Here is a 19839-nt window from a genome sequence, read left to right on the forward strand (position 1 = left end):
GGTTCAGCAGAGCATCCGGATCAATCCCCGGATGCCAGCCGTTTCAACAATCTTTCCAGACTCCCTTCCAGTGCTTTCTTCAGCCTCTGCAGCTCCTGGTGCCCGGCATTCTCCGCACATCCCTGCTCCAGCGCATCGCAGTGGGCAACCAGACCCCGCGCCTTGAGCATCTTCATCCCCCCGCGAATCCGATGGGCCAGGGCCTTCAGCGCCGGCCTCGGCGAGTCCGGCCCCAGCGCCCGCAGCGCGGCGAGGTCCTGCTCGGTGCTGTCGACCAGTTGCGCCACCAGGCGCTGGATCAACTGCGGATCATCCCGTGTCAGATGACGCAGTTCATCCAAATCGAACCCGCTGTCGTCTTCCTCAACCACGACCAATCCGCCCAGGTGACTGCGCAGCGCTCGCAACCCGATGGGCTTGAACAGGCAGTCATCCATGCCCGAAGCCAGGCAACGCTCGCGTTCCTCGGCCTGGGCGTTGGCGGTCAGGCCCAGGATCAGGCAGCGCCGCCGCTGGCCAGCGGCTTCCTCGGCACGTACCGCCCGGGCCAGTTGATGCCCGTCCATCCCGGGCATGTTGCAGTCGGTGATCAGCACATCGAAATCCCCGTCGCGCCACAGCTGCAGTGCTGCGGCCCCATCGCCGGCCTGGCTGACCCGGTGTCCGAGCACATGTAGCTGCTTCTCCAGCAGCATCAGGTTAGCGGGATAGTCGTCCACCACCAGGATACTCAGGGCCACCGTGCCGGTCGGGGTGTCCGCCCCGTTCAGCGTGGCGGCCTCCAGCGCGCCGGCCCAGGGCAACTGCAAGGCCACTTCGGCACAGGTGCCGTGCCCCGGTTCGCTGGACAGGTGCAGGGTGCCGCCCATCAGCTCGCACAAGGTCCGGCTGATCACCAGACCCAGCCCGGTACCCTGGCGTTCCGGCTGGCGTCCGGCCTGGGCGAAGGGGCTGAACAGCCGGGCCTGATCGTCCGCGCTGATGCCGATGCCGCTGTCTTCCACCAGCAGCCGGACCCGTGCGCCGTCCGCCCGAGCCTCCAGCCGCAAGCTGATGCGTACCTCTCCCTGCTCGGTGAACTTGATTGCATTGCTCAGCAGGTTGGCCAGTACCTGGCGCAGGCGCAGCGGGTCCACCGACAGCGGTCGCGCCGGCGCTGGCAAGTCCAGCCGCAGCGCCAGGCCCTTGAGCCGTGCGCTGCTGTCGAAGACCCGCGCGGTGGCGCGGATCAGCTCGTGCAGATCGGTCGGTTGCGGCGCCAGGGCCATGTGCCCGGATTCGATTCGGGCGATGTCCAGTACATCGCCGATCAGCTGCAGCAACCCGCTGGCCGAGTCGAATGCCACCTGCAAGGAGGTCTGGTCGACACGGCCCTGTCCGGCATCCTTCACGGCCAGTTCCAGCAAGCCGATCACCGCATTCATCGGCGTGCGGATCTCGTGGCTCATGGTGGCGAGGAAGGTGCTCTTGGCGTGGTTGGCGCTGTCGGCCTGTTCCTTGGCCTGGCGCAACTCGTCCAGGAGGCCCTCGCTGATCTTCAGCTGGCGTTGCAGTGCCTGTTCCGCTGCCTCGCGCTGGGCGACCAGACGCCGCAGGTTGCGGTTCCACAGCACCACGGCAAGGATCGTCAGGCCGGCGACCACAAGAATCTGCAGCACCAGCCCGCGGTAGTTGCGCCACGGGTTGTCGCTGATCAGCGCGTTGGTACGCCAGCGGTTGGCGAGCTGGGTCATTTCGTCCGGCTCGATGCTCAGCAGGGTCTTTTCCAGTATGGCGTGCAGCGTGTTGTCGCCGCGGGCCACGGCGAAGGCCGCAGTGGCCGGGCTGTCGTCGAGCAGTGCGGCAATGCGCAGACGGTCCTTGAACAGCCGGCTGATGAAGTAGGCGGCGTTGATCTGGCTACTGATCGCCGCGTCGGCCCGGCCCCGGGCGACGTGCTCCATCAGCGCCAGCGGGTCGTCTACCTCTACCAACTGGATGCCGGGATGTTCGCGGCGCAGGGTCTCGGCGTACGGTGTGCCGCGGATCAGTGCCAGGCGCTTGCCCTCAAGGTCTGCGGCGGTGTCCGGGGCGTCCGGATGGATAGTGGTGACCAGCACCCGCGGCGTGGTCAGGTACGGGCGGGTGAAGGTCAGGCTGCGCGCGCGCTCGCCGCCGTAGGGCAGGGCGCCGATCACATCGGCCTCGCCGCTTTCCACGAGATGGATCATCTGCGCCACGCTCTCGGCCTCGATGATCTGGAAATGCAGACCGGTGCGCAGGCTGATCTGCTCCAGCAGGTCGGCGGTGATGCCGCGAAACTGCTGCTTGTCGTCGAGGAAGGTGAGGGGCGCGAAATACTTGTTGATCACTACCCGCACGCTGGGATGCTGGCGAATCCAGGCCTGTTCCTCCGCCGCCAGGTGCAGCGCGCCGCGGTTCAGTAGCGGGCTGTTGAGGCCGCTGCTCCAGCGCCGGGCGACATTGATCCGGTCGCTTTCGGAAAGGCTGGCCAGGGCCTGGTCGAGAACCCGCAACAGGGTGGTGTTGTCGTGCTCCAGGGCGAAGCTGAAGGAAGAGCGCAGCGGTTTGACGTACCAGGCGATCTGCACGCTGTCGCGGTAGTGGTTGCCGATCAGGTAGTCGGAACTGATGGCGTCGCCGATGAAGGCGTCGGCATCGCCCTGGGTCAGGGCCGATAACGCGGCCATGCTCGACGCGTAGAGTTGCAGGGTCGCACGGGGGTAGACCTGGCGGATGCGCTCCACGGGCAGGTAGTGATCGACCATGGCCAGGCGCACTCCGGCCAGGTCGTCGCCGGGGCTGCGCGGCTTGCCCACCAGTGTGGCGATGATCGCCTGGTCGTCGGCGTAGGGCAGGCTCAGCAGCAGTTCGCTGTTGGCGCCTTCGTAGCCGTTGGCGCTACCCAGCAGGTCAATGTCGCCGCGTTGCAGGGCCTTGATCGCGGCGTGACGATCGGGAAAGTGGCGTACTTCAAGAGGAATCTTCAGTTGCTCGCTGATCAGTCCGGCGTAGTCGGCGGTGAGGCCTTCGTAGTCGCGCTGGCTGACGTTGATGTCGAGCGGCGGATAGTCCGGTGCCGAGGTGCCCAGGCGCAGGACCTGCTTGCGCTCCAGCCATTGCCGGTCGGCAGTGCTTAGATGCGGTGGCGCGCTGCTGCTCAGGGAGCGACCGAGCAGTTCGCGGGGCGCAGCGTCGTCCATCGGCAGGGCCGTGGGCGCCAGCAGAAGCAGGCTGCAGGCGATCAGCAGTCGAAGCGTCATCGGCGCCTTAGATCATTTCGTAGCGGTTGGCCAGGTCCAGCAGTTCCGCCAGCGAGCGAACCTGAAGCTTGTCCATGATGCGGGTCTTGTAGGTGCTGATGGTCTTCGAACTGAGGATCATCGCCTCGGCGATCTCGTGGTTGGTGGCGCCTTTGGCCAGTTGCCGCATCACCTCGAACTCACGGTTGGACAGGCGATCGAGGCGATCGCTCTCCGAGTGCGCCCGGGGCGTCAGGCGCAGGGCGTCGGGCAGGTAGGAATAGCCACTGAGCACCGCCCTGAGCGCGCCGATGAGGATCTGCAAGTCTTCGTCCTTGCGCACGAACGCCGAGGCGCCGGCCTCGATGCAGCGTTTGGCGAAAAGGCGTGGCGGCAGCCCGGTGAAGACCATGATTCGCGGCGGCGGGTCGAGGGCGCGCAGGCGCTCCAGTACGCTGAGGCCATCGAGGCGAGGCAGGCCGAGATCGAGAATGACCACGTCGGGGTTGTGTTCCTGGCTCATGCTCACGGCACTGACGCCATCGTGGGCTTCGCCGACCACTTCGTAGCCTTCGCGCTCCATCAGCAGGCGGGTGGCAAAACGTACGGTGGGATGATCGTCGACGATCAGGATCTTGTGCATCGCTTGGGAACTCCTGCATCAGGAATGGATTTTTCCCGAGTCACTCAGGAGGGGAAACCGCCGCTTCAGACGGGCCGCTCACGATACGTCGAATCAGGTTCGATGAGTACGCAGAGTATAGAGCTGTGGAACAATTCAGGCTGATTAGATGAATAGTCCTACAAGATGTGCTCAAGGTCCTTCGGTAGGACACAGCCCCTGGGTTCAGGGTGGCCGGGTGCTTGGCTGACAAGATGGCGGGAATCATGCTGACGGACAGGGGCCTGATTCCGTGGGAAAAGCCCTGTTCAGTGCCCGGCAATGCGCCCGCCCGGTGCCAGACGCAAAGCCTTGGCCACTTCGGCCTGAATCGCGTAGGCCGGTGCTTCCACCGCCTCGTAGTTTTGGGTGTAGCGCGTGGCGAAGCCTTGCACACCCCATTCCTGGTATTGCTGCACATGCTTGAGTTCATGGGCCCAGAGGGCGACGTTGTCGCGGGCGTCCTCGGCAGTGCGGAAGACGATCACATCGACCAGTGTCACCGCGGCCACATCGGGGTTCTGCAGGAAAGCGCTGGCGGCATCCAGTTGTTGCGAGTCGCCCACCTGGTAGCGCGCGGCGTCCAGTACCTGGAAGTCGTACCAGGGCTCCAGTTGCGCGCGTATATCCAGGGGGATCGGCTCGACGCCCTTGGCCAGCGCGGTGTCCCGTGACAGCGTGAGCCAACTGGCGAGACCGGAGGAGGCCATGCGTGCGACATTGTCGAGCAGGGTGAACAGGTCGTCGGGCTGACCCTGGGTGGCGGGGGCCGGGGCGACGAGGCCCAGGCAGAGCAGCAGGGCAGTGGTGGCGCGGATAGACATGAAACTCCTGCCGATCAGGCGAGTGACGCAATGGATGGGCAGTTTGACCGGTATTTCGCGGTTTGGTTGGCGGCCCGCAAGAATTTCCTGCAGGACTTGAGACGCGGCGGTTGGACAGGCATCCTTCGCGCTTTGATCTGCCTGGAGCCGTCATGGACGCCTCAACCCTGCTGCTTTACGTCATCGCCGCCAGCGCGGTGATGGTCACCCCTGGGCCGGCAATGCTGCTGGCGCTGAACAATGGCGCCAGCCACGGCATGCGCGTGGCCGGCTTCGGCATGGCCGGGGCTATGCTCTCCGACCTGATCCTCATCGCGGCCGTGGGTTGTGGCCTGGGCGCGTTGCTGCAGGCTTCGGAGCATCTGTTCAGTCTGGTGAAATGGGTCGGCGCAGGTTACCTGCTGTATCTTGCGGTGGTGCTTTGGCGGGCGCCGGTCAAGGCGTTGGGGGTGAGTGGCTCGGCGATGGGAGTCAGCGGGCGGTCGACTTTCCTGCGGGCGCTGATCGTCGGGTTGTCCAACCCCAAGGGGTTGCTGTTCTTCTCGGCGTTCCTGCCGCAGTTCATCCGCCCGGAGCAGCCGGTGTTGCAGCAGTACGTGATCCTCGCGCTGGTGACAGCGTCGCTCGATTGCCTGGTGATGATTGTCTATGCCCTTGGCGGGCGGCATGCAATGCGTGCGTTTTCAGCGCGGGTCATGCAATGGATCAACCGTGGTTGTGCGGGCATGCTCGCGGTGTTGGCGGTGGGGCTGAGCCTGTACCGGCGTAACGACCTGCATTGAACCTGGGGCCGCTTGCGGCCCTTTGCAAGCAGCCCCAGCAGTTTGTCTTACGGCGTCTGTTCCAACGCCTTCTGCAAGAACCCCCGGCTGGCCTCCAGCACCGCTAGCTGAGTCTCTTCCCCCGCCAGCATCCGCGCCACCAGCAAGGCACCCACGCACTGGCACAGCATTGCCCAGGCCAGGCTCTCGTCAGCCAGGGTGCTGGCCCACGCCTGGTGCAAGGTCACCAGCCAGTGTTCTGCTTCTTCACGCACGGCGATATCCGCCCGGGCAATTTCCGCCCCCAGGGTCGGGATCGCGCAGCCATTTTGCGGATTGTGCAGATGGGCCAGGCTCAGGTACTGGTCGAGACAGCGCTGCAGTTTGTCGCGGTTCAGTTCACCTGACTGCGCGCGCAGGTTGATGTAGCTGTTGGACAGCTCCTGGCGGACGATCTCGCTGAACAGGTCGTCCTTGGACGGGAAATGGTTGTAGAAGGCGCCGCCGGTAAGGCCGATGGCCTTCATCAACCCGGCCACCCCGGTCGCGGAAAAGCCACCCTGCTTGGCAATGGCGCCGCTGCTCTGCACCAGCTTCTGCCGGGTCTGTTCCTTGTGTTCGGTGGAGTAGCGCACCTGCAAATCCTCGATGACCACGCTTGACGAATGTGCGGATCATAGCATAGCGTTCGTTTACTAAACGATCATTCATCAATGAGGCGACACCCATGACCGAGAACAACAAAGTCGTACTGGTGATTGGCGCCGGCGATGCCACCGGGGGTGCGATAGCCAAGCGCTTTGCCCGCGAAGGCTATACCGCCTGCGTGACCCGGCGCAGCGTCGACAAGCTGCAGCCGCTGCTCGACGAGATCCGTGCCGAGGGCGGCCAGGCCCATGGCTTTGGCTCCGATGCGCGTAAGGAAGAAGACGTGGCGACGTTGGTGGAGCAGATCGAAAGCACCATTGGTCCGATTGAAGCCTTCGTCTTCAATATCGGCGCCAATGTGCCGTGCAGCATCCTCGAAGAGACCCCGCGCAAGTACTTCAAGATCTGGGAGATGGCCTGCTTCGCCGGCTTCCTCACTGCCCAGGCGGTGGCGCGGCGCATGGTACAACGCGAGCGCGGCACCATCCTCTTCACCGGCGCCACTGCGGGCTTGCGCGGCGCCGCCGGATTCGCTGCGTTCGCCGGGGCCAAGCATGGTATCCGCGCGTTGGCGCAAAGCATGGCGCGAGAACTGGGGCCACGGAACATTCATGTCGGCCATGTGGTGGTGGACGGTGCTATCGATACCGCCTTCATCCGCGACAGCTTCCCCGAGCGCTACGCACTGAAGGACCGGGACGGCATCCTGAATCCCGAGCATATCGCCGACAACTACTGGCACCTGCATGCCCAGCCGCGGGATGCCTGGACCTTCGAACTCGACCTGCGTCCGTGGATGGAGCGCTGGTAAGTCACTCCCTCAGCAAAAGGACCTGATGCAATGAGCAAGACTGTCGAATTCTTCTTCGATCTGGGCAGTCCGGCCAGCTACCTGGCCTGGACCCAACTGCCGTGCCTGTGCGCCGAGCACGATGCACGCCTGGTGCTGCGGCCGATGTTGCTGGGCGGGGTGTTCCAGGCCACCGGCAACAGCTCGCCGGCGATGATCCCGGCCAAGGCGCGGTACTTCTTCGGCGACTTGCAGCGCTATGCCCGGCGGTACGGGGTGCCGCTGAAGTTCAGCGAACATTTTCCGATCAACACCTTGGGGTTGATGCGTGCGGCGATCGGCGTGCAGATGCGTGAGCCCGAGCGTTTCGAGGCCTGGCTGGCGGCGATGTACACGGCGATGTGGGGGCAGGGGCGCAACCTGGGGGATGTGCAGGTGGTGGCCGAGGTGCTTGAGGACGCCGGATTCGATCCGCAGGGCTTCGCGGCGCTGGTGGGCGATCCCGAGGTGAAGGCGGCGCTGAAGACGGTGACCGAGGAGGCGGTGAGCCGTGGAGTGTTCGGGGCGCCGACGTGTTTTGTCGGGAGTGAGATGTTCTTTGGGCAGGATCGCCTGGAGTTTATCGTCGAGGCGCTGAAAGTCGGGGACCGCTAGCGCGAAGGCCTGCGGAGCAGTCCCCGAGGACGTTACCTGGCCTGGTCCAGCGCCTCGAACAAGCGCCAGGCCAGCTTCACCCGCTCGGCATTCGGATAGTTCTTGTTCGCCAGCAACACCACTCCACGCTGCAGGTCCGGCACGAAGGCCACATAGGCACCAAATCCGTTGGTGGCGCCGGTCTTGTTCACCCAGACCTTCGATTGCGGCGCCAGCGCAGGCTTCAGCGCCGTCGCCGGGGTTCCTTCCAGCGCATAGCGGTTGTCATTGCCATCGATCAAGTCCTGCAAGGCCAGCGGGTAGTCGTACTGCTCCCAGACCAGGTCCTGGGTCATCGTGCCGCGCTGGAAGTGACCGCGGCGTGTCTCATCCAGTGCCTGCTTGAGCGGCGGCGCCAGTTCTACCCGGCCCAGGTTGGCCTCGACGAAGCGCAGCATGTCACGGCTGCTGCTCTTCACCCCGTAGGCCTCGTCGGCCAGTACCCCGGGATTGACCCGCACCGGTTTGTCGTTTTTGTCATAGCCCCAGGCATAGGACGCCTGCTGGTCTGGCGGAATGTGCACGAACGTGTGCTTGAGCCCCAGCGCCGGCAACAGTTGCTCCTGCAAGGCCTTGGCATAGGGCGTCTGCAGGCGTTTCGCGGTGATCACCCCGAGCATGCCGATACTCGGATTGGCATAGGCGCGCCAGCTGTCGGGCTGGTGCTGTGGCCTCCATTGCTTGAGCCAGGCCAGCAACTGAGTGTCATTCTGGATAGCATCGGGCAGTTGCAGGGGCATGCCGCCATTCGTGTGGGTCGCCAGATTGATCAGGGACAGCGCGCCGAACGGTGTGTCCGCCAGCGCCGGCAGGTAGTCGCCCACCTTGGCCTGCAACGACAGCTTGCCGTCGATCTCGGCCCTGGCCGCCAGGCTGGCGCTGAAGGTCTTGCTGATCGAGCCCAGTTCGAACAAGGTGTCGCGGCTCACCGCCTGGCCGCTGGCTTTGTCGGCAACGCCGAACTCATAGAAATACTGCTTGCCGTTGTCGGTCATCGCGATGGCCAGGCCAGGAATGTCGTTGTCACGCATCACCTGCCGGGCAGCGTCGCGGACCTGGCTGTCGAGATCGGGACCGGCCCAGGCGAGGAGGGGGCAGGTACACAGCAGGAGCAGGGTAGGGATGCGCATGGCAGGACGTCCGGGTCAGAAAAAGACATGCACCCTAGCAGAGCCGGCTTTATAACTGCCAGGGAACTACCGCCCATCCAAATGAATCCTAGACTGAGTAGTACCTGACTATTTCATTTCAGGCTGACCGGAGGATTCCGTCATGCGGCGTACATTGCTCGTTTCTTCATTGTTGCTTTGCCTGCCTTTTGGCTCGGCCCTGGCCCGGGTGGATGCTGGTGATGTCGCCACCTCGGCAGGTGTCTCCGCCTCGCTGTACTCGACCTTCAAGGATGACAAACGCATCATCCCGGCACGTGACGAGGCGTCCAGCTTCGTCGCCAGCGGCGGTGCAATCCGCGGCGCCTATCTGGAAGCGGTACTGCAGAAAGTTCGTGCCGACAACCCCGGCCTGCAGGCCTCCGACGAAGAATTGGCGCGGGCGATCCTGGTCAGCGATCACTTCGGCGACGAACGCTGACAACCTTTGCGCAAAGGGCGGACGGCTGGACGTGAAGGCCAGGCTGGGCTTGAATGCAAATGCCTGAGTAATTCACAAGGATAATCACATGACCAGCAATACCGTCCGCCTGCACCGTGTCTTCAAGGCACCTGTAGAGCGGCTTTACCGTGCCTTCCTCGACGCTGATGCCATGGCCAAATGGCTCCCGCCTCACGGCTTCACCTGCCATGTCGACCACCTCGATGCCCGGGTCGGGGGTACCTACAAGATGTCGTTCTGCAATTTCTCCGCGGGTCAGCGCCACGGATTCGGTGGTGAGTACCAGGAGCTGCTGTTGAACGAACGCATCCGCTATACCGACCGTTTCGACGATCCCAACCTGCCAGGCGAAATCACCGCCACCATCACCTTCAAAAGCGTGTCCTGCGGCACGGAAGTGCATATCGTTCAGGAGGGCCTGCCGGACGTTATCCCGCTTGAAGGCTGCTATCTCGGCTGGCAGGACTCCTTGAACCAGCTAGCCAATCTCGTGGAGCCAGAAATCCCGGGCTGATTCGAGGAGTAGAATGGGGTCGCGTTAAAGTTTTGTTACTGTTTTAATGATTGGATCCAATTTCCAATCGACTCGATCCCCATGCACGATGCCCAGCCGGCCGCCGCTCGCGCTGCCACCGAAGCCTCTCCACGCCGCCGCGCCTTGCTGGCGGCGTGTGGTGCCCACGCCGTCAACGATGGCCTGACCGACCTTATCTATGTCTTGCTACCGATCTGGCAGGTGCAGTTCGGCCTGAGCTACGCCCAGATCGGCCTGATGCGCGGCGCCTATTCGGCGACCATGGCCGGCTTCCAGTTGCTGGCCAGCCGCGCCGCCCGCCGTTTCGGTCGGGAAATCCTGCTGGTCGGCGGGACCGCACTGGTGGGCGTGGCGTACTTGCTGGCCGGGCAAGCGGGTGGCCTGATCGCCTTGATGGCGGCGTTGGTCCTCGGTGGGCTGGGGGCCAGTACCCAGCATCCGCTGGCCTCGTCGCTGGTGACCGATACCCATGAACCGGGTCGCCAGGTCAAGCAGGCGCTGTCGCAGTACAACTTTGCCGGCGATATCGGCAAGACCTTGATCCCGGCATTGGTGGGTGTGTCGCTGACCGTGATGAGTTGGCGCCTCAGCGTGACCCTGGCCGGAGTACTCGGCTTGCTGGCGGCACTCGCGATGTACTTGCTGATTCCGCGCCATGTTGATCGACACGCCACGGCGGCGGGCAAGGCCGGCGTCGGCGAGGGCAGCGGTTCGGCCAGCGGACTGCGTGCGTTGCTTGCCACCGGGTTCCTCGACAGTGCGGTGCGCATGGGCTTTCTCACCTTCCTGCCGTTCCTGCTCAACGACAAGGGTGCCGGCACCGCCGGTATCGGCCTGGCGCTGACCCTGCTGTTCATCGGCGGAGCCTTCGGAAAGCTGATCTGCGGTTATCTCGGGGCGCGCATCGGCCTGCTCAAGACCGTCTGGCTCAGTGAATCGCTGACCGCAGCGCTGATCGTCGCTGCGGTGTTCCTGCCGCTGAATGCGCTGATGATGCTGCTGCCGCTGCTGGGTCTGGTGCTGAACGGCACTTCATCGGTGCTATACGGCGTGGTTCCGGAGCTGGCGGCGCCGGGGCGTCGCGAACAGGCATTCGCGCTGTTCTATACCGGCACCATCGGCGGCGGCGCGCTGGCGCCCATCGTCTTCGGGCGCCTGGGAGACGTCAGCGGAGTGCCGCTGGCGCTGATGGCACTGGCGGCGACCCTGCTGTTGACCTTGCCGCTGACCTGGTACGTCGATCGCGGCCTGCAGGACTGATCCTCAGTCTTGGGGAAGGGCGGCGAGGGCCTTGCGCAGCGCCTCGGCATCGTTGAACGATTGCTTCGACACCACGCTGCCGTTATCCAGTTGCAGCCATTGCACCTGGCCTGGCGCGACAGCGTAGTGCGGCACTACCTTGCCCTCGCGGTCGAGCACTACGCGGTAGCCGTAGTCGCGCATCTTGGGAATGGCAAACAGCTTGCTGATCAGCGATGGCATGCCCTGGATATCGGCGATGAAAATGCCGTGGCGGGCTTCCAGCCAACCCTTGGGCTGCTCGGCCAGGGCGGCTTTGACCAGCTTGGCGCCGTCCATGTCGCCCGCAGCCAGCAGCACCTTGGTGCTGGCGTCGAGGGTGAAGGGCTGATCGTGTTGGTCAGAGAGGGTAAAGGGCGTCAGGTGCTCGCCGACTTCGGCGGCGTTGGCCATGAAGGGCAGCAGGCCCAGTAGCAGTACGCAGGCAGCTTTCACGTGTCGATCCTGATGTCGTTATCGGGGGATGCAGCATAGCAAGTGCTTCTGGTTCAGGCATGCGGCACGCTGCCGCCCCGGCCCAGTTCGCCCGGCGACAGGCCGAACAACTTGCGAAAAGCTGCGATAAAGGCGGACAGCGAGTCATAGCCACAGGCCAGAGCCACATCGGTGACCCGCTCACCGCGTTCCAGCGCGGGCAACGCGCTGACCAGGCGCATGCGCTGGCGCCAGGTGCGGAAGGTCATCCCGGTCTCCTTGAAAAAGCGGCGACTCAGGGTCTTTTCGCTGATGCCAGCCTTGCTCGCGGCGTCGCCCAGGCCGATGCTGGCGTGCGGACGTGCCTGGGCCTTGCGGCACAACGCTCGCAGGCATGGGTCGCGGGGATGCGGCAATACCAGGTCGAGTTCTGGTGCCAGGCGCAGGCGGTCCACCAGCACATCGGCCAGGCGTCCATCGGCACCGTTCAACGCGTACTCCACCGGCAGGTCACCGAACGCGCGGATCAATTCGCGCAGCAAGGGGTCGACGTCGAGTACCCGGCAGCCATCGCCGGGCCACAGTTGTAGCTCCGGGTCAACATACAGGCTGCGGATACAGGCGTCCGCCGTGCTTTCGACACGATGGGCGACGCGTGGCGGGATCCACACGGCCCGGTGCGGCGGAACCACCAGACGGGCGTGGTCGGTGTGGACCTGGAGAATCCCGTGCAGGGCGTGGGAGAGTTGCCCCCAAGGGTGACGATGACGGTAATCCAGGGCGATGTTGGGCAGGCTGGCGCGCTGGCCGTAGAGGAGGCGAGGCAGGCTGGCAAGATCGTCCAGGCGGACCGGGTTCTGTCCATTTGGCGACATTGTTGGAGTTCTGGCGTTAGTCGGAAAGGTCGCAACACCTTATCGTCTCTGCCATACCCCTACAACAAGCCGGAAACGCGCAATGAAACACCTTCGATTACTCTTCGACAATTTCACCCTGGCCCTGCTCGCAGTGATTGCAATCGCCACCTGGTTGCCGGCGTCCGGTAATGGCGCGGCGTTCTTCAACGGTCTGACGCATGCCGCCATCGCGCTGCTGTTCTTCCTGCACGGCGCCAAACTGTCGCGTGCGGCGGTGATCGCCGGGGCCGGGCATTGGCGCCTGCACCTGCTGGTATTCGCGTGCACCTTCGTCCTGTTCCCGTTGCTTGGCCTGCTGCTCAAACCCTTGATCCTGCCATTGGTGGGCGATGCCCTGTACCTGGGCGTGCTCTATCTGTGTGCCTTGCCGGCCACGGTGCAATCGGCGATTGCCTTCACTTCCCTGGCTCGTGGCAATGTCCCGGCGGCGATCTGCAGCGCGGCGGCGTCGAGCCTGCTGGGGATCGTGCTGACGCCGTTGCTGGTCGTGCTGCTGATGGGCGTGGAGGGCGATAGTGGCTCGCAAACGGACGCGGTGCTGGCGATCGTCCTGCAACTGCTGGTGCCGTTCGTGGCCGGGCAACTGGCACGGCGCTGGATCGGCGACTGGGTGGCGCGCAATGCCGGCTGGCTGAAATCGGTGGACCAAGGTTCGATCCTGCTGGTGGTGTACACGGCGTTCAGCGATGCGGTGGTCAGCGGATTGTGGAACGCGGTACCGCCTTCGCGGCTGCTTGGGCTGGCCCTGGTCTGCTGCGTGCTGCTCGCGTTGGTACTGTGGACCACCGGCAGGCTGGGGCGCTGGCTGGGGTTCAGTGTCGAAGATCGCATCACCATCCTCTTCGCCGGTTCGAAGAAGAGCATGGCCACCGGGGTACCGATGGCGCAATTGCTCTTTGCCGGGAGTGCGCTGGGAGCATTGATTCTGCCGCTGATGCTGTTTCACCAGATTCAGTTGATGGTGTGTGCAGTGTTGGCGCAGCGGTATGCGGTGCGGGACTGAAGAGATCCAGATCGACGCGGACCTTGTGTGCGGGTTTACCGGACGCCGGACCGTCGCGATTACGATGGTGAATTCACTACCTTAATCGCGGGTATACCCGCTCCCACAGGGTCGACAGCAGTGGGGGTTTACAGGTCGAGGATCACCTCGTCATACAACACATCCGGCGCCAGCCGATGGGTGTCGTGCAGGTCGGAGTCCTTGTCCAGTTCGTTGAGAAGAGGCACCCGCGGCACCTCGGTGCCACTGCTTTCGTGCTTGCCACCGTACTGGCCGGGCAGGGTGGAGAGCACACTGGTCAGGCGCCCGGCGGTCTTGCTCGTGCCTTTCTTGCTGAAACCGTTCCATAGCGACTTGGGCGTGGCGTTGAGGCTGCCGTGATGCCCGACCTTGTACAGGTCCACCGAACCCAGCAGCGCGACCACGTCCGGCTGGTCCAGGGCGTAACGCCAGTTCTCGATCTGCGCATCGCCGGGAAATAGCAGCTTCTTGCCGCCGGCTTCGAATAGCAGGATCAGGCTGGTGTTGTTCATTGCCTTGTCCAGTGCGGTGACGATGGACAGCCATTGGTCACCGCGGGCCTTGCGCACCCGGTTGGCGATCCAGCGGGTGCTTTGTGGCAGTTTGCTACCGCGTTCGTGGGGCGCCTCGGGGAACGGTGAGGCCGCGGCCTCGGTTCCGGCACTGGCGTCCGGGCCGAACAGCAGGTCGGGTTGGCGCAGCCAGTATTGCGGGTCGCTGCGTGCCTGGCGGCGCACTTTGGTGCTCTGGTTCACCGTGGGCGGACCGAGCACCCGGCTGGCGATGCCCGGGAGTACCTCGGCCAGCGGGTCCTCCGTGCCGAAATGGGCATAGACGGCCCTGGCACCAGGGCGCTGGCCCATAGCGATCAGGTTGTTCACCGCGGCCTTGTTGGCGATGTTGTTCTCGCCCAGGAAACCCAGGCGTCGGGTCAGGTCCGGAGCCAGGCCTTTGGGGCGGGCGTCCAGGTGTCGTGTCAGCTTCAGCGCGACCTGGTTCATTCCTGCCAGGGCCTGGACATGGGCGCTGGCCAGCGGTGCGGTGGCATCTTCCGGCAAGTCCGGTTGCTCGGTCCAAGGCTGCAGAACCACGTCCGGCTCCAGGGCCCGGATGATGTCTCCCGGGCCCTTGCCATTCTTGGTCGGCGCAAAACCGCTGATGTGGTCGGCATGACGGTGGGTGGCGACCAGCACCTGCAGCTTGCCGGCGCACTTGTCCTTGATGTCGCTGGCAATCTTGAGCATCTGCTCGGCCTTGTTGACCCCGTCGGGCATGCCCACGGTGCCGAAGTCGATCAGGACATGGCGGTTGATTCCATCCGGGTAGACGAAGCGCAGCAGGAAACAATCGCCGAAACCGACCTGGTAGGCGAACAGATGCAAGCGGATCGGGCTCATGCTTGCACCTCCGGGTCGATCGCGGGCGCCTGCATGACACGGGCGCGGTGGATGCGTGTGAGATCGGCCGCGGAACCCGGGGCTGTGTCGTCGCTCTCCGGCCCGTATAACCATTCCAGGCGGCGCACCTGCCAGCGCGCATCGTTCAACGGGCGCTGGATGTAGTACTTGATCCGCCCGTACTGGTCGAAGATCAGCGTGCCGGCACCATACACGGTCACTTCTGCGGTGGTCTTCAGCCAGTCGGGGCGCGGCTCGCCGAACACCGAGCGGAACTCGGCGCCGAACAGGTTGACCCGGCTGGTGAACTCGCAGACCGTCTCGCGCAGGATGAAGCCGTCCGGTCCGAAGCGCAGGCTAGGGCGCACCGAGATCACTTCGGTGTAGGCGCGCTCGTCGATGTTCAGCACGTCGCGGTTCTCCCAGAGAAAGCGGAAGACTTCGCTGCTGTCCCGCAGCATCGAGTCGAAGTGGCTGTTCTGGTAGCGCACCTTGTCGTTGTCGGCGAAGGTCAGCCAGCAGCCTTGCTCGTCGGTGCGTGCGGCGGGAACTTCGATACCGTAGGCGGCGAAGGTATCGCGGATGATCTGCCGATAGCTGTAGCGTGAGTCGTCCGGCGCCACTTCGGCATCGACGGTAAGCAGCGCCGCGAGGAAGTCGCCGAACTCCAGGTCCAGCGGTGGCGAGTAGTCCAAAGCGCGGATGGCGATGGTCAGCAACTGGTCGGCGGCCTTGGCGCCTTCGTCGATCACTGCGTCGAGGCTGTACAGGTTGTCGCCGAAGGTACCGAGGGACTGGCGCCGCGCTACCCAGAGTTCAAGCATGCTGCGCAGCATGGCGGCGGCGAATATTTCACCGCGGCTGTGTGGTTCGTCATATTCGACACTGCTCAGGTAGTCCTTGGACGGTGTCTTTTGCACCGAACGGCGCAACGGGTTGGCGCGCAGCCCGGTCATGGCCTGGCCGAACTGCTCGCCGATGCCGAACAGCAGGGTTTCGGCCAGGGCATCGATGCTCAGCGAGGCGCCGTCGATCAGGCGTACACCGTTGACCTGATGGATTTCGACGCCGCGGTAATGGGTCAGGGCGAACTCGACGACTTCGCGCAGGGAAAACACCGAGAGTAGTGCCACCACATCGGCGAAGCCCTCATGGAACGCCGCCTGGTCCGGGCCGGAGGCGCGCATGAAACCGGCACGCAGGCCGTCGAGGATGGCGTGGGTGGTTTCGTGGGCGACGATGTCGTGGGACAGGCAGGTGAACACCCAGTCCTGGTCTTCGTCCTGGAAGTAGCCGAACAGCAGGGCGCGATCTTCTCGGGAGTAGAACGCGTTGGCCTCGACGAAGGCGTGGGGCACCACATGCAACTGGTGACCGTCGAAGCCCCACGCCACCCGCCGCCCCAGGGCCAGTTCGAAGCGCGCCAGCGTTCGCATCACCACCGCGTAGACCTGCTGGCAGTGAAAGTTCGGTTGCCCGAGCAGGCGGGCATCCGGTGGATCGAAGGGGTCCACCGCTTTGTCGTCCTGTGCCTGCAGGTAGCGATGCGGGCGGTAAAGGCGATTGGCCGAGGCGTCGAAGTCGACCACCTTGACCCGGTAGCCGGTGGGGCCGTCGGCCAGGTGCTCCAGGGGCAGGTTGACCCTGGCGAAAAGGGGCACGCCCGGGGCGCTTTCGATGGCCGGATCCTGGGCGATGATGGTGAAGGTCTGGATCGTTGCTTTCACTGCCATGTGAGGGATCTCCTTGTGTTCAGTCCGTTGCAGCTTGCGCCATGGCGCGCTTCAATCGTTCGCGAAAGCGCGCAGGACTTCTCCTTCCATGCGGTAGCGCACCCACTCGGCCTGGGGCTCGGCGCCCAACGATTTGTAGAAGTCGATGGCGGGCTGGTTCCAGTCAAGCACGCTCCATTCGAAGCGACCACAGTCGTGTTCGCAGGCCAGTCGGGCGAGGTGGCGCAACAACAGTTTGCCCGCGCCGGTACCGCGGGCCTGGGGTGTCACGTAGAGGTCTTCGAGGTACAGGCCGTTGCGGCCGAGCCAGGTGGAATAGCTGAAGAAGTAGACGGCGAAGCCGATGGCTTGGCCGTCGCGCTCGCAGATCAGCGCCTTGGCGCTGCTGTCGGCGCTGAACAGGCTGCGCCGGATATCGTCGAGGCTGGCCACCACTTCGTGGCGGGCGCGCTCGTAGTCGGCCAGTTCGGTGATGAAGGCGAGGATTTGCGCGGCGTCTTCGGGGCGGGCAGGGCGGATCTGTGGAGACATGAAGGGTATCCGGTGGGGCGAGGGTGGCGACATCGTAGTCCAGATTACTGCTGGCTGTAATTGGGGGGGCAGGACCCTTGGCGGTGCATGCATTACAGTGTGGTGTACTTGAATAATTAATCAGAACTGTACTGGTTGAAAATCGCACTTTCCCGGTAGGGTTTGAACACAACGAAAACGCTCCGCCCCACCAGGAATACCCGCCATGCTGCTCACCTCCCTGAACCTGCTTTCAGCCTTCGTGCTGTTCGCCTTCGTCTCCTCCATCACCCCCGGTCCCAACAACACCATGCTGCTCGCCTCGGGGGTCAATTTCGGCGTGCGGCGTACCGTGCCCCACGCGCTGGGGGTGAGCATCGGTTTCATGGTCATGGTGCTGGCGGTAGGGCTAGGGCTGGGCGAGGTGTTCAAGGTCTATCCGGCGATCTACAGCGTGCTGCGCTATGCCGGTGCAGCCTACCTGCTGTACCTGGCCTGGAAGATCGCCACCTCCGGCCCGATGGCGGCTAGCAATCCGGAAAGCCGCAAGCCACTGAGCTTCCTCGGCGCCGCGGCCTTCCAGTGGGTCAATCCGAAGGCGTGGGTGATGGCGGTGGGGGCGATCACCACCTACACGCCGGCCCAGGGTTACCTGGTCAATGTGATCGTCATTGCCCTGGTGTTCTGCCTGGTCAACCTGCCGGCGGTGTGCGTCTGGGTGATGTTCGGCAGCGCCTTGCGCCGCTTCTTGCAGGATCCCCGTTGGCTTCGGCTGTTTAACCTGCTGATGGCGACCCTGCTGGTGCTATCTCTGTATCCGCTGCTGTTTGTAGAATCGGGGTTTTCCTGATTCCCGCTGCGAGCTCCGATGGAACTGATCCCCTGGTCGCATGACTGCGCCGAACACTTCACCCTGCGTGGCTGGCGTTCGCCGGCCAGTGGCAAGCCGTTGTTGCACTTCCTGCATGGCAACGGCTTCTGCTGCCTGGCTTATCAGCCGCTGCTGGAACGTCTCGCCGAGCATTTCGACCTGTGGCTGAGCGATGTCCAGGGCCATGGCGACAGTGACCATGGCGGCCGCTTCGTCGGCTGGAACCGCAGTGCCGAACTGGCTCTGGAAGCGTTCGGCGCTGGCCGCGGGGAGTACGGCGAGGTGCCGTGCTTCGCCGTCGGCCACAGCTTCGGCGGGGTGCTCACCGGCCTGATGCTCGACCAGAAGCCGCAACTGTTCCGGCGCGCGGTGCTGCTCGACCCGGTGGTGTTCAGCCGCTCGATGATCGGCGTCATGGGCGTCGCCAGCTGGTTCGGCATGCACCGCCGCCACGGTCTTGCGCGCAAGGCGGCGACCCGGCGCAGTTACTGGCCGGACCGCCAGGCCGCCCATGAATCGCTGCAGGGTCGCGGGATCTTCAGAGACTGGAGCGAGGCGGCGCTGCAGGCCTACGTCGACCATGCCATCGGTGAATGCGGCGAAGGCGTGGTACTGAAATGCCGGCCCAGCCGCGAGGTGGAAATCTTCAGTTCCTTCCCGCAACGCATGTGGGCCTCGCTGTCCCGGGTGCAGACGCCGACCCTGGTGCTGCACGGCGAGCAGACCTATCCCTTCGTGCCGCTTTCACTGGCGCGCTGGGCCCGGCTCAATCCGCGGGTCGAGCCGCGCAAGGTGGCTGGCGGACACTGCTTCATGCAAGAGGATCCGGCGGCCTGCGCGCAGCAGATCGAAGCCTGGTTGCTGCCCGAGGCCGAAGCGCAGTTCAAATCGGCCTGATCGTTCCATCAATGGAACGGTGAAAGCGCTTTTTGCCCTCTACCGCCCTTTTCGTTGCATGGGTATCGTGGTTCCCATGCAACGAGGAGGTTTCTCATGAAGAAGATTCAAGGCATCTACAAGGCGCCGCCGGCTCACTGGGTCGGTGACGGCTTCCCGGTGCGCAGCCTGTTCACCTACGACGACCTGGCCCGGCACATCAGTCCGTTCCTGCTGCTGGACTATGCCGGGCCGCAGCATTTCGAGCCGACCAGCGCCCGTCGCGGTGTCGGCCAGCATCCCCATCGCGGTTTCGAGACGGTGACCATCGTCTACCAGGGCGAACTGGAACACCGCGACTCCACCGGCGCCGGCGGCCTGATCGGTGCGGGCGACGTGCAATGGATGACCGCCGCTGGCGGAATCATCCACGAGGAGTTCCATGCGCCGTCGTTCGCCAAGCGCGGCGGCATGCTGGAAATGGTCCAGCTCTGGGTCAACCTGCCGGCCAGGGACAAGTCCGCGCCGGCGGGCTACCAGACCTTGCTCGATGCGGACATTCCGCGGGTAGCGCTGGCCGACGGGGCGGGTAGCCTGAGGGTGATCGCCGGTGAGTACCTGGGACGGCGTGGCCCGGCCCGCACCTTTACCGAGATGGATGTCTGGGACCTGCAGCTGGGCGCGGGCAAGTCCGTAACCCTGGCCGGCGGTGAAGGGCGCAATGCGGCGCTGGTGGTATTGCGCGGCAGCGTACGGGTCAATGGCGGGAATGCCGTGGGCGTGGCGCAACTGGTGCTGTTCGAGCGTGGCGGCGATGAGGTACTGATCGAGTCCGACAGCGACGCCAAGCTGCTCTGGCTCAGCGGCGAGCCACTGGACGAACCGATCGTGGGCTATGGGCCGTTCGTGATGAACAGCCAGGCGGAGATCGTCCAGGCGTTCGATGACTTCCATGCCGGGAAGTTTGGGCGGATGCACGGAGAGGCTTGATTCCGCGGCGTCCCCATCGCGGGCAACGCCCGCTCCCACAAGG

At 64.4% G+C, this 19839-nt stretch carries 20 protein-coding genes; 10 read left to right on the forward strand and 10 right to left on the reverse strand.

Going from position 1 to position 19839, the window contains the following annotated elements:
• Nucleotides 1-20: 20 nt before the first annotated feature.
• The 3 genes from AC5QPF_RS14645 to AC5QPF_RS14655 all read right to left on the reverse strand — a co-directional run bounded on the left by AC5QPF_RS14645 (nt 21) and on the right by AC5QPF_RS14655 (nt 4727).
• Nucleotides 21-3263 carry an ATP-binding protein gene (locus AC5QPF_RS14645; RefSeq protein WP_494963903.1) on the reverse strand — a complete coding sequence of 1081 codons (3243 nt, stop codon included), beginning with the start codon at nt 3261-3263 and terminating at the stop codon, nt 21-23.
• Between the two features lie 7 nt (nt 3264-3270).
• Entirely contained in the window at nt 3271-3885 is a 615-nt protein-coding gene (locus AC5QPF_RS14650; RefSeq protein ID WP_494963904.1) for a response regulator, read from the reverse strand.
• 287 nt (nt 3886-4172) lie between these two features.
• Nucleotides 4173-4727, reverse strand: coding sequence for an eCIS core domain-containing protein (locus AC5QPF_RS14655; RefSeq protein ID WP_494963905.1), 555 nt, complete (start codon nt 4725-4727; stop codon nt 4173-4175).
• A 152-nt stretch (nt 4728-4879) separates the two neighbouring features.
• On the opposite strand from AC5QPF_RS14655, the gene AC5QPF_RS14660 reads away from it, so the two are divergent.
• Nucleotides 4880-5509 carry a LysE family transporter gene (locus AC5QPF_RS14660; RefSeq protein ID WP_494963906.1) on the forward strand — a complete coding sequence of 210 codons (630 nt, stop codon included), beginning with the start codon at nt 4880-4882 and terminating at the stop codon, nt 5507-5509.
• Nucleotides 5510-5556: 47 nt separating this feature from the next.
• On the opposite strand, the gene AC5QPF_RS14665 is transcribed toward AC5QPF_RS14660, so the two are convergent.
• Complete coding sequence (locus tag AC5QPF_RS14665) at nt 5557-6123, reverse strand: TetR family transcriptional regulator (protein ID WP_494963907.1); 567 nt, start codon at nt 6121-6123, stop codon at nt 5557-5559.
• Between the two features lie 92 nt (nt 6124-6215).
• Between AC5QPF_RS14665 and AC5QPF_RS14670 the strand changes: the two genes are divergently transcribed.
• Nucleotides 6216-6947, forward strand: a complete 732-nt coding sequence (locus AC5QPF_RS14670) for an SDR family NAD(P)-dependent oxidoreductase (protein ID WP_494963908.1) — start codon at nt 6216-6218, stop codon at nt 6945-6947.
• A gap of 30 nt (nt 6948-6977) precedes the next feature.
• Nucleotides 6978-7580, forward strand: a complete 603-nt coding sequence (locus AC5QPF_RS14675; protein ID WP_494963909.1) for a DsbA family protein — start codon at nt 6978-6980, stop codon at nt 7578-7580.
• Between the two features lie 32 nt (nt 7581-7612).
• Here the strand turns inward: AC5QPF_RS14675 and ampC are convergent, their stop codons facing one another.
• Nucleotides 7613-8749, reverse strand: a complete 1137-nt coding sequence (gene ampC / locus AC5QPF_RS14680) for a class C beta-lactamase (protein ID WP_494963910.1) — start codon at nt 8747-8749, stop codon at nt 7613-7615.
• A gap of 142 nt (nt 8750-8891) precedes the next feature.
• Here ampC and AC5QPF_RS14685 point away from each other — a divergent pair, with 142 nt between their 5' ends.
• The 3 genes from AC5QPF_RS14685 to AC5QPF_RS14695 all read left to right on the forward strand — a co-directional run bounded on the left by AC5QPF_RS14685 (nt 8892) and on the right by AC5QPF_RS14695 (nt 11025).
• Nucleotides 8892-9209, forward strand: coding sequence for a DUF2388 domain-containing protein (locus tag AC5QPF_RS14685; protein ID WP_330074804.1), 318 nt, complete (start codon nt 8892-8894; stop codon nt 9207-9209).
• Between the two features lie 88 nt (nt 9210-9297).
• On the forward strand, nt 9298-9744 hold the full coding sequence (locus AC5QPF_RS14690) for an SRPBCC domain-containing protein (RefSeq protein WP_494963911.1): 447 nt from the start codon (nt 9298-9300) through the stop codon (nt 9742-9744).
• Nucleotides 9745-9825: 81 nt separating this feature from the next.
• Complete coding sequence (locus AC5QPF_RS14695) at nt 9826-11025, forward strand: MFS transporter (RefSeq protein ID WP_494963912.1); 1200 nt, start codon at nt 9826-9828, stop codon at nt 11023-11025.
• 3 nt (nt 11026-11028) lie between these two features.
• Here AC5QPF_RS14695 and AC5QPF_RS14700 read toward each other — a convergent pair whose 3' ends face one another.
• Both AC5QPF_RS14700 and AC5QPF_RS14705 read right to left on the reverse strand, forming a co-directional pair.
• Nucleotides 11029-11499, reverse strand: a complete 471-nt coding sequence (locus tag AC5QPF_RS14700) for an FAD/FMN-containing dehydrogenase (RefSeq protein WP_494963913.1) — start codon at nt 11497-11499, stop codon at nt 11029-11031.
• 53 nt (nt 11500-11552) lie between these two features.
• Nucleotides 11553-12353, reverse strand: coding sequence for a helix-turn-helix domain-containing protein (locus AC5QPF_RS14705; RefSeq protein WP_494963914.1), 801 nt, complete (start codon nt 12351-12353; stop codon nt 11553-11555).
• A gap of 82 nt (nt 12354-12435) precedes the next feature.
• Here AC5QPF_RS14705 and AC5QPF_RS14710 point away from each other — a divergent pair, with 82 nt between their 5' ends.
• A complete protein-coding gene (locus AC5QPF_RS14710; RefSeq protein WP_494963915.1) occupies nt 12436-13398 on the forward strand; it encodes a bile acid:sodium symporter in 963 nt (320 codons plus the stop codon).
• A 128-nt stretch (nt 13399-13526) separates the two neighbouring features.
• Here AC5QPF_RS14710 and AC5QPF_RS14715 read toward each other — a convergent pair whose 3' ends face one another.
• From AC5QPF_RS14715 to AC5QPF_RS14725, 3 genes are read right to left on the reverse strand one after another with little or no spacing between them, the layout of a single operon-like run.
• Nucleotides 13527-14816 carry an MBL fold metallo-hydrolase gene (locus AC5QPF_RS14715; protein ID WP_494963916.1) on the reverse strand — a complete coding sequence of 430 codons (1290 nt, stop codon included), beginning with the start codon at nt 14814-14816 and terminating at the stop codon, nt 13527-13529.
• On the reverse strand, nt 14813-16549 hold the full coding sequence (locus AC5QPF_RS14720) for a gluzincin family metallopeptidase (protein ID WP_494963917.1): 1737 nt from the start codon (nt 16547-16549) through the stop codon (nt 14813-14815). The genes AC5QPF_RS14715 and AC5QPF_RS14720 overlap by 4 nt, the downstream gene beginning before the upstream one ends.
• A 51-nt stretch (nt 16550-16600) precedes the next feature.
• Entirely contained in the window at nt 16601-17080 is a 480-nt protein-coding gene (locus AC5QPF_RS14725) for a GNAT family N-acetyltransferase (RefSeq protein WP_494963918.1), read from the reverse strand.
• 196 nt (nt 17081-17276) lie between these two features.
• On the opposite strand from AC5QPF_RS14725, the gene AC5QPF_RS14730 reads away from it, so the two are divergent.
• From AC5QPF_RS14730 to AC5QPF_RS14740, 3 genes are all read left to right on the forward strand, one after another.
• Nucleotides 17277-17909, forward strand: a complete 633-nt coding sequence (locus AC5QPF_RS14730) for a LysE family transporter (RefSeq protein WP_494964175.1) — start codon at nt 17277-17279, stop codon at nt 17907-17909.
• An 18-nt stretch (nt 17910-17927) separates the two neighbouring features.
• Entirely contained in the window at nt 17928-18827 is a 900-nt protein-coding gene (locus AC5QPF_RS14735) for an alpha/beta fold hydrolase (RefSeq protein WP_494963919.1), read from the forward strand.
• A gap of 96 nt (nt 18828-18923) precedes the next feature.
• Nucleotides 18924-19796: a pirin family protein gene (locus tag AC5QPF_RS14740; RefSeq protein ID WP_494963920.1), complete on the forward strand. Its 873-nt coding sequence runs from the start codon at nt 18924-18926 to the stop codon at nt 19794-19796.
• Nucleotides 19797-19839 lie beyond the last annotated feature (43 nt).

This window comes from Pseudomonas sp. Con_6 (assembly GCF_059379395.1).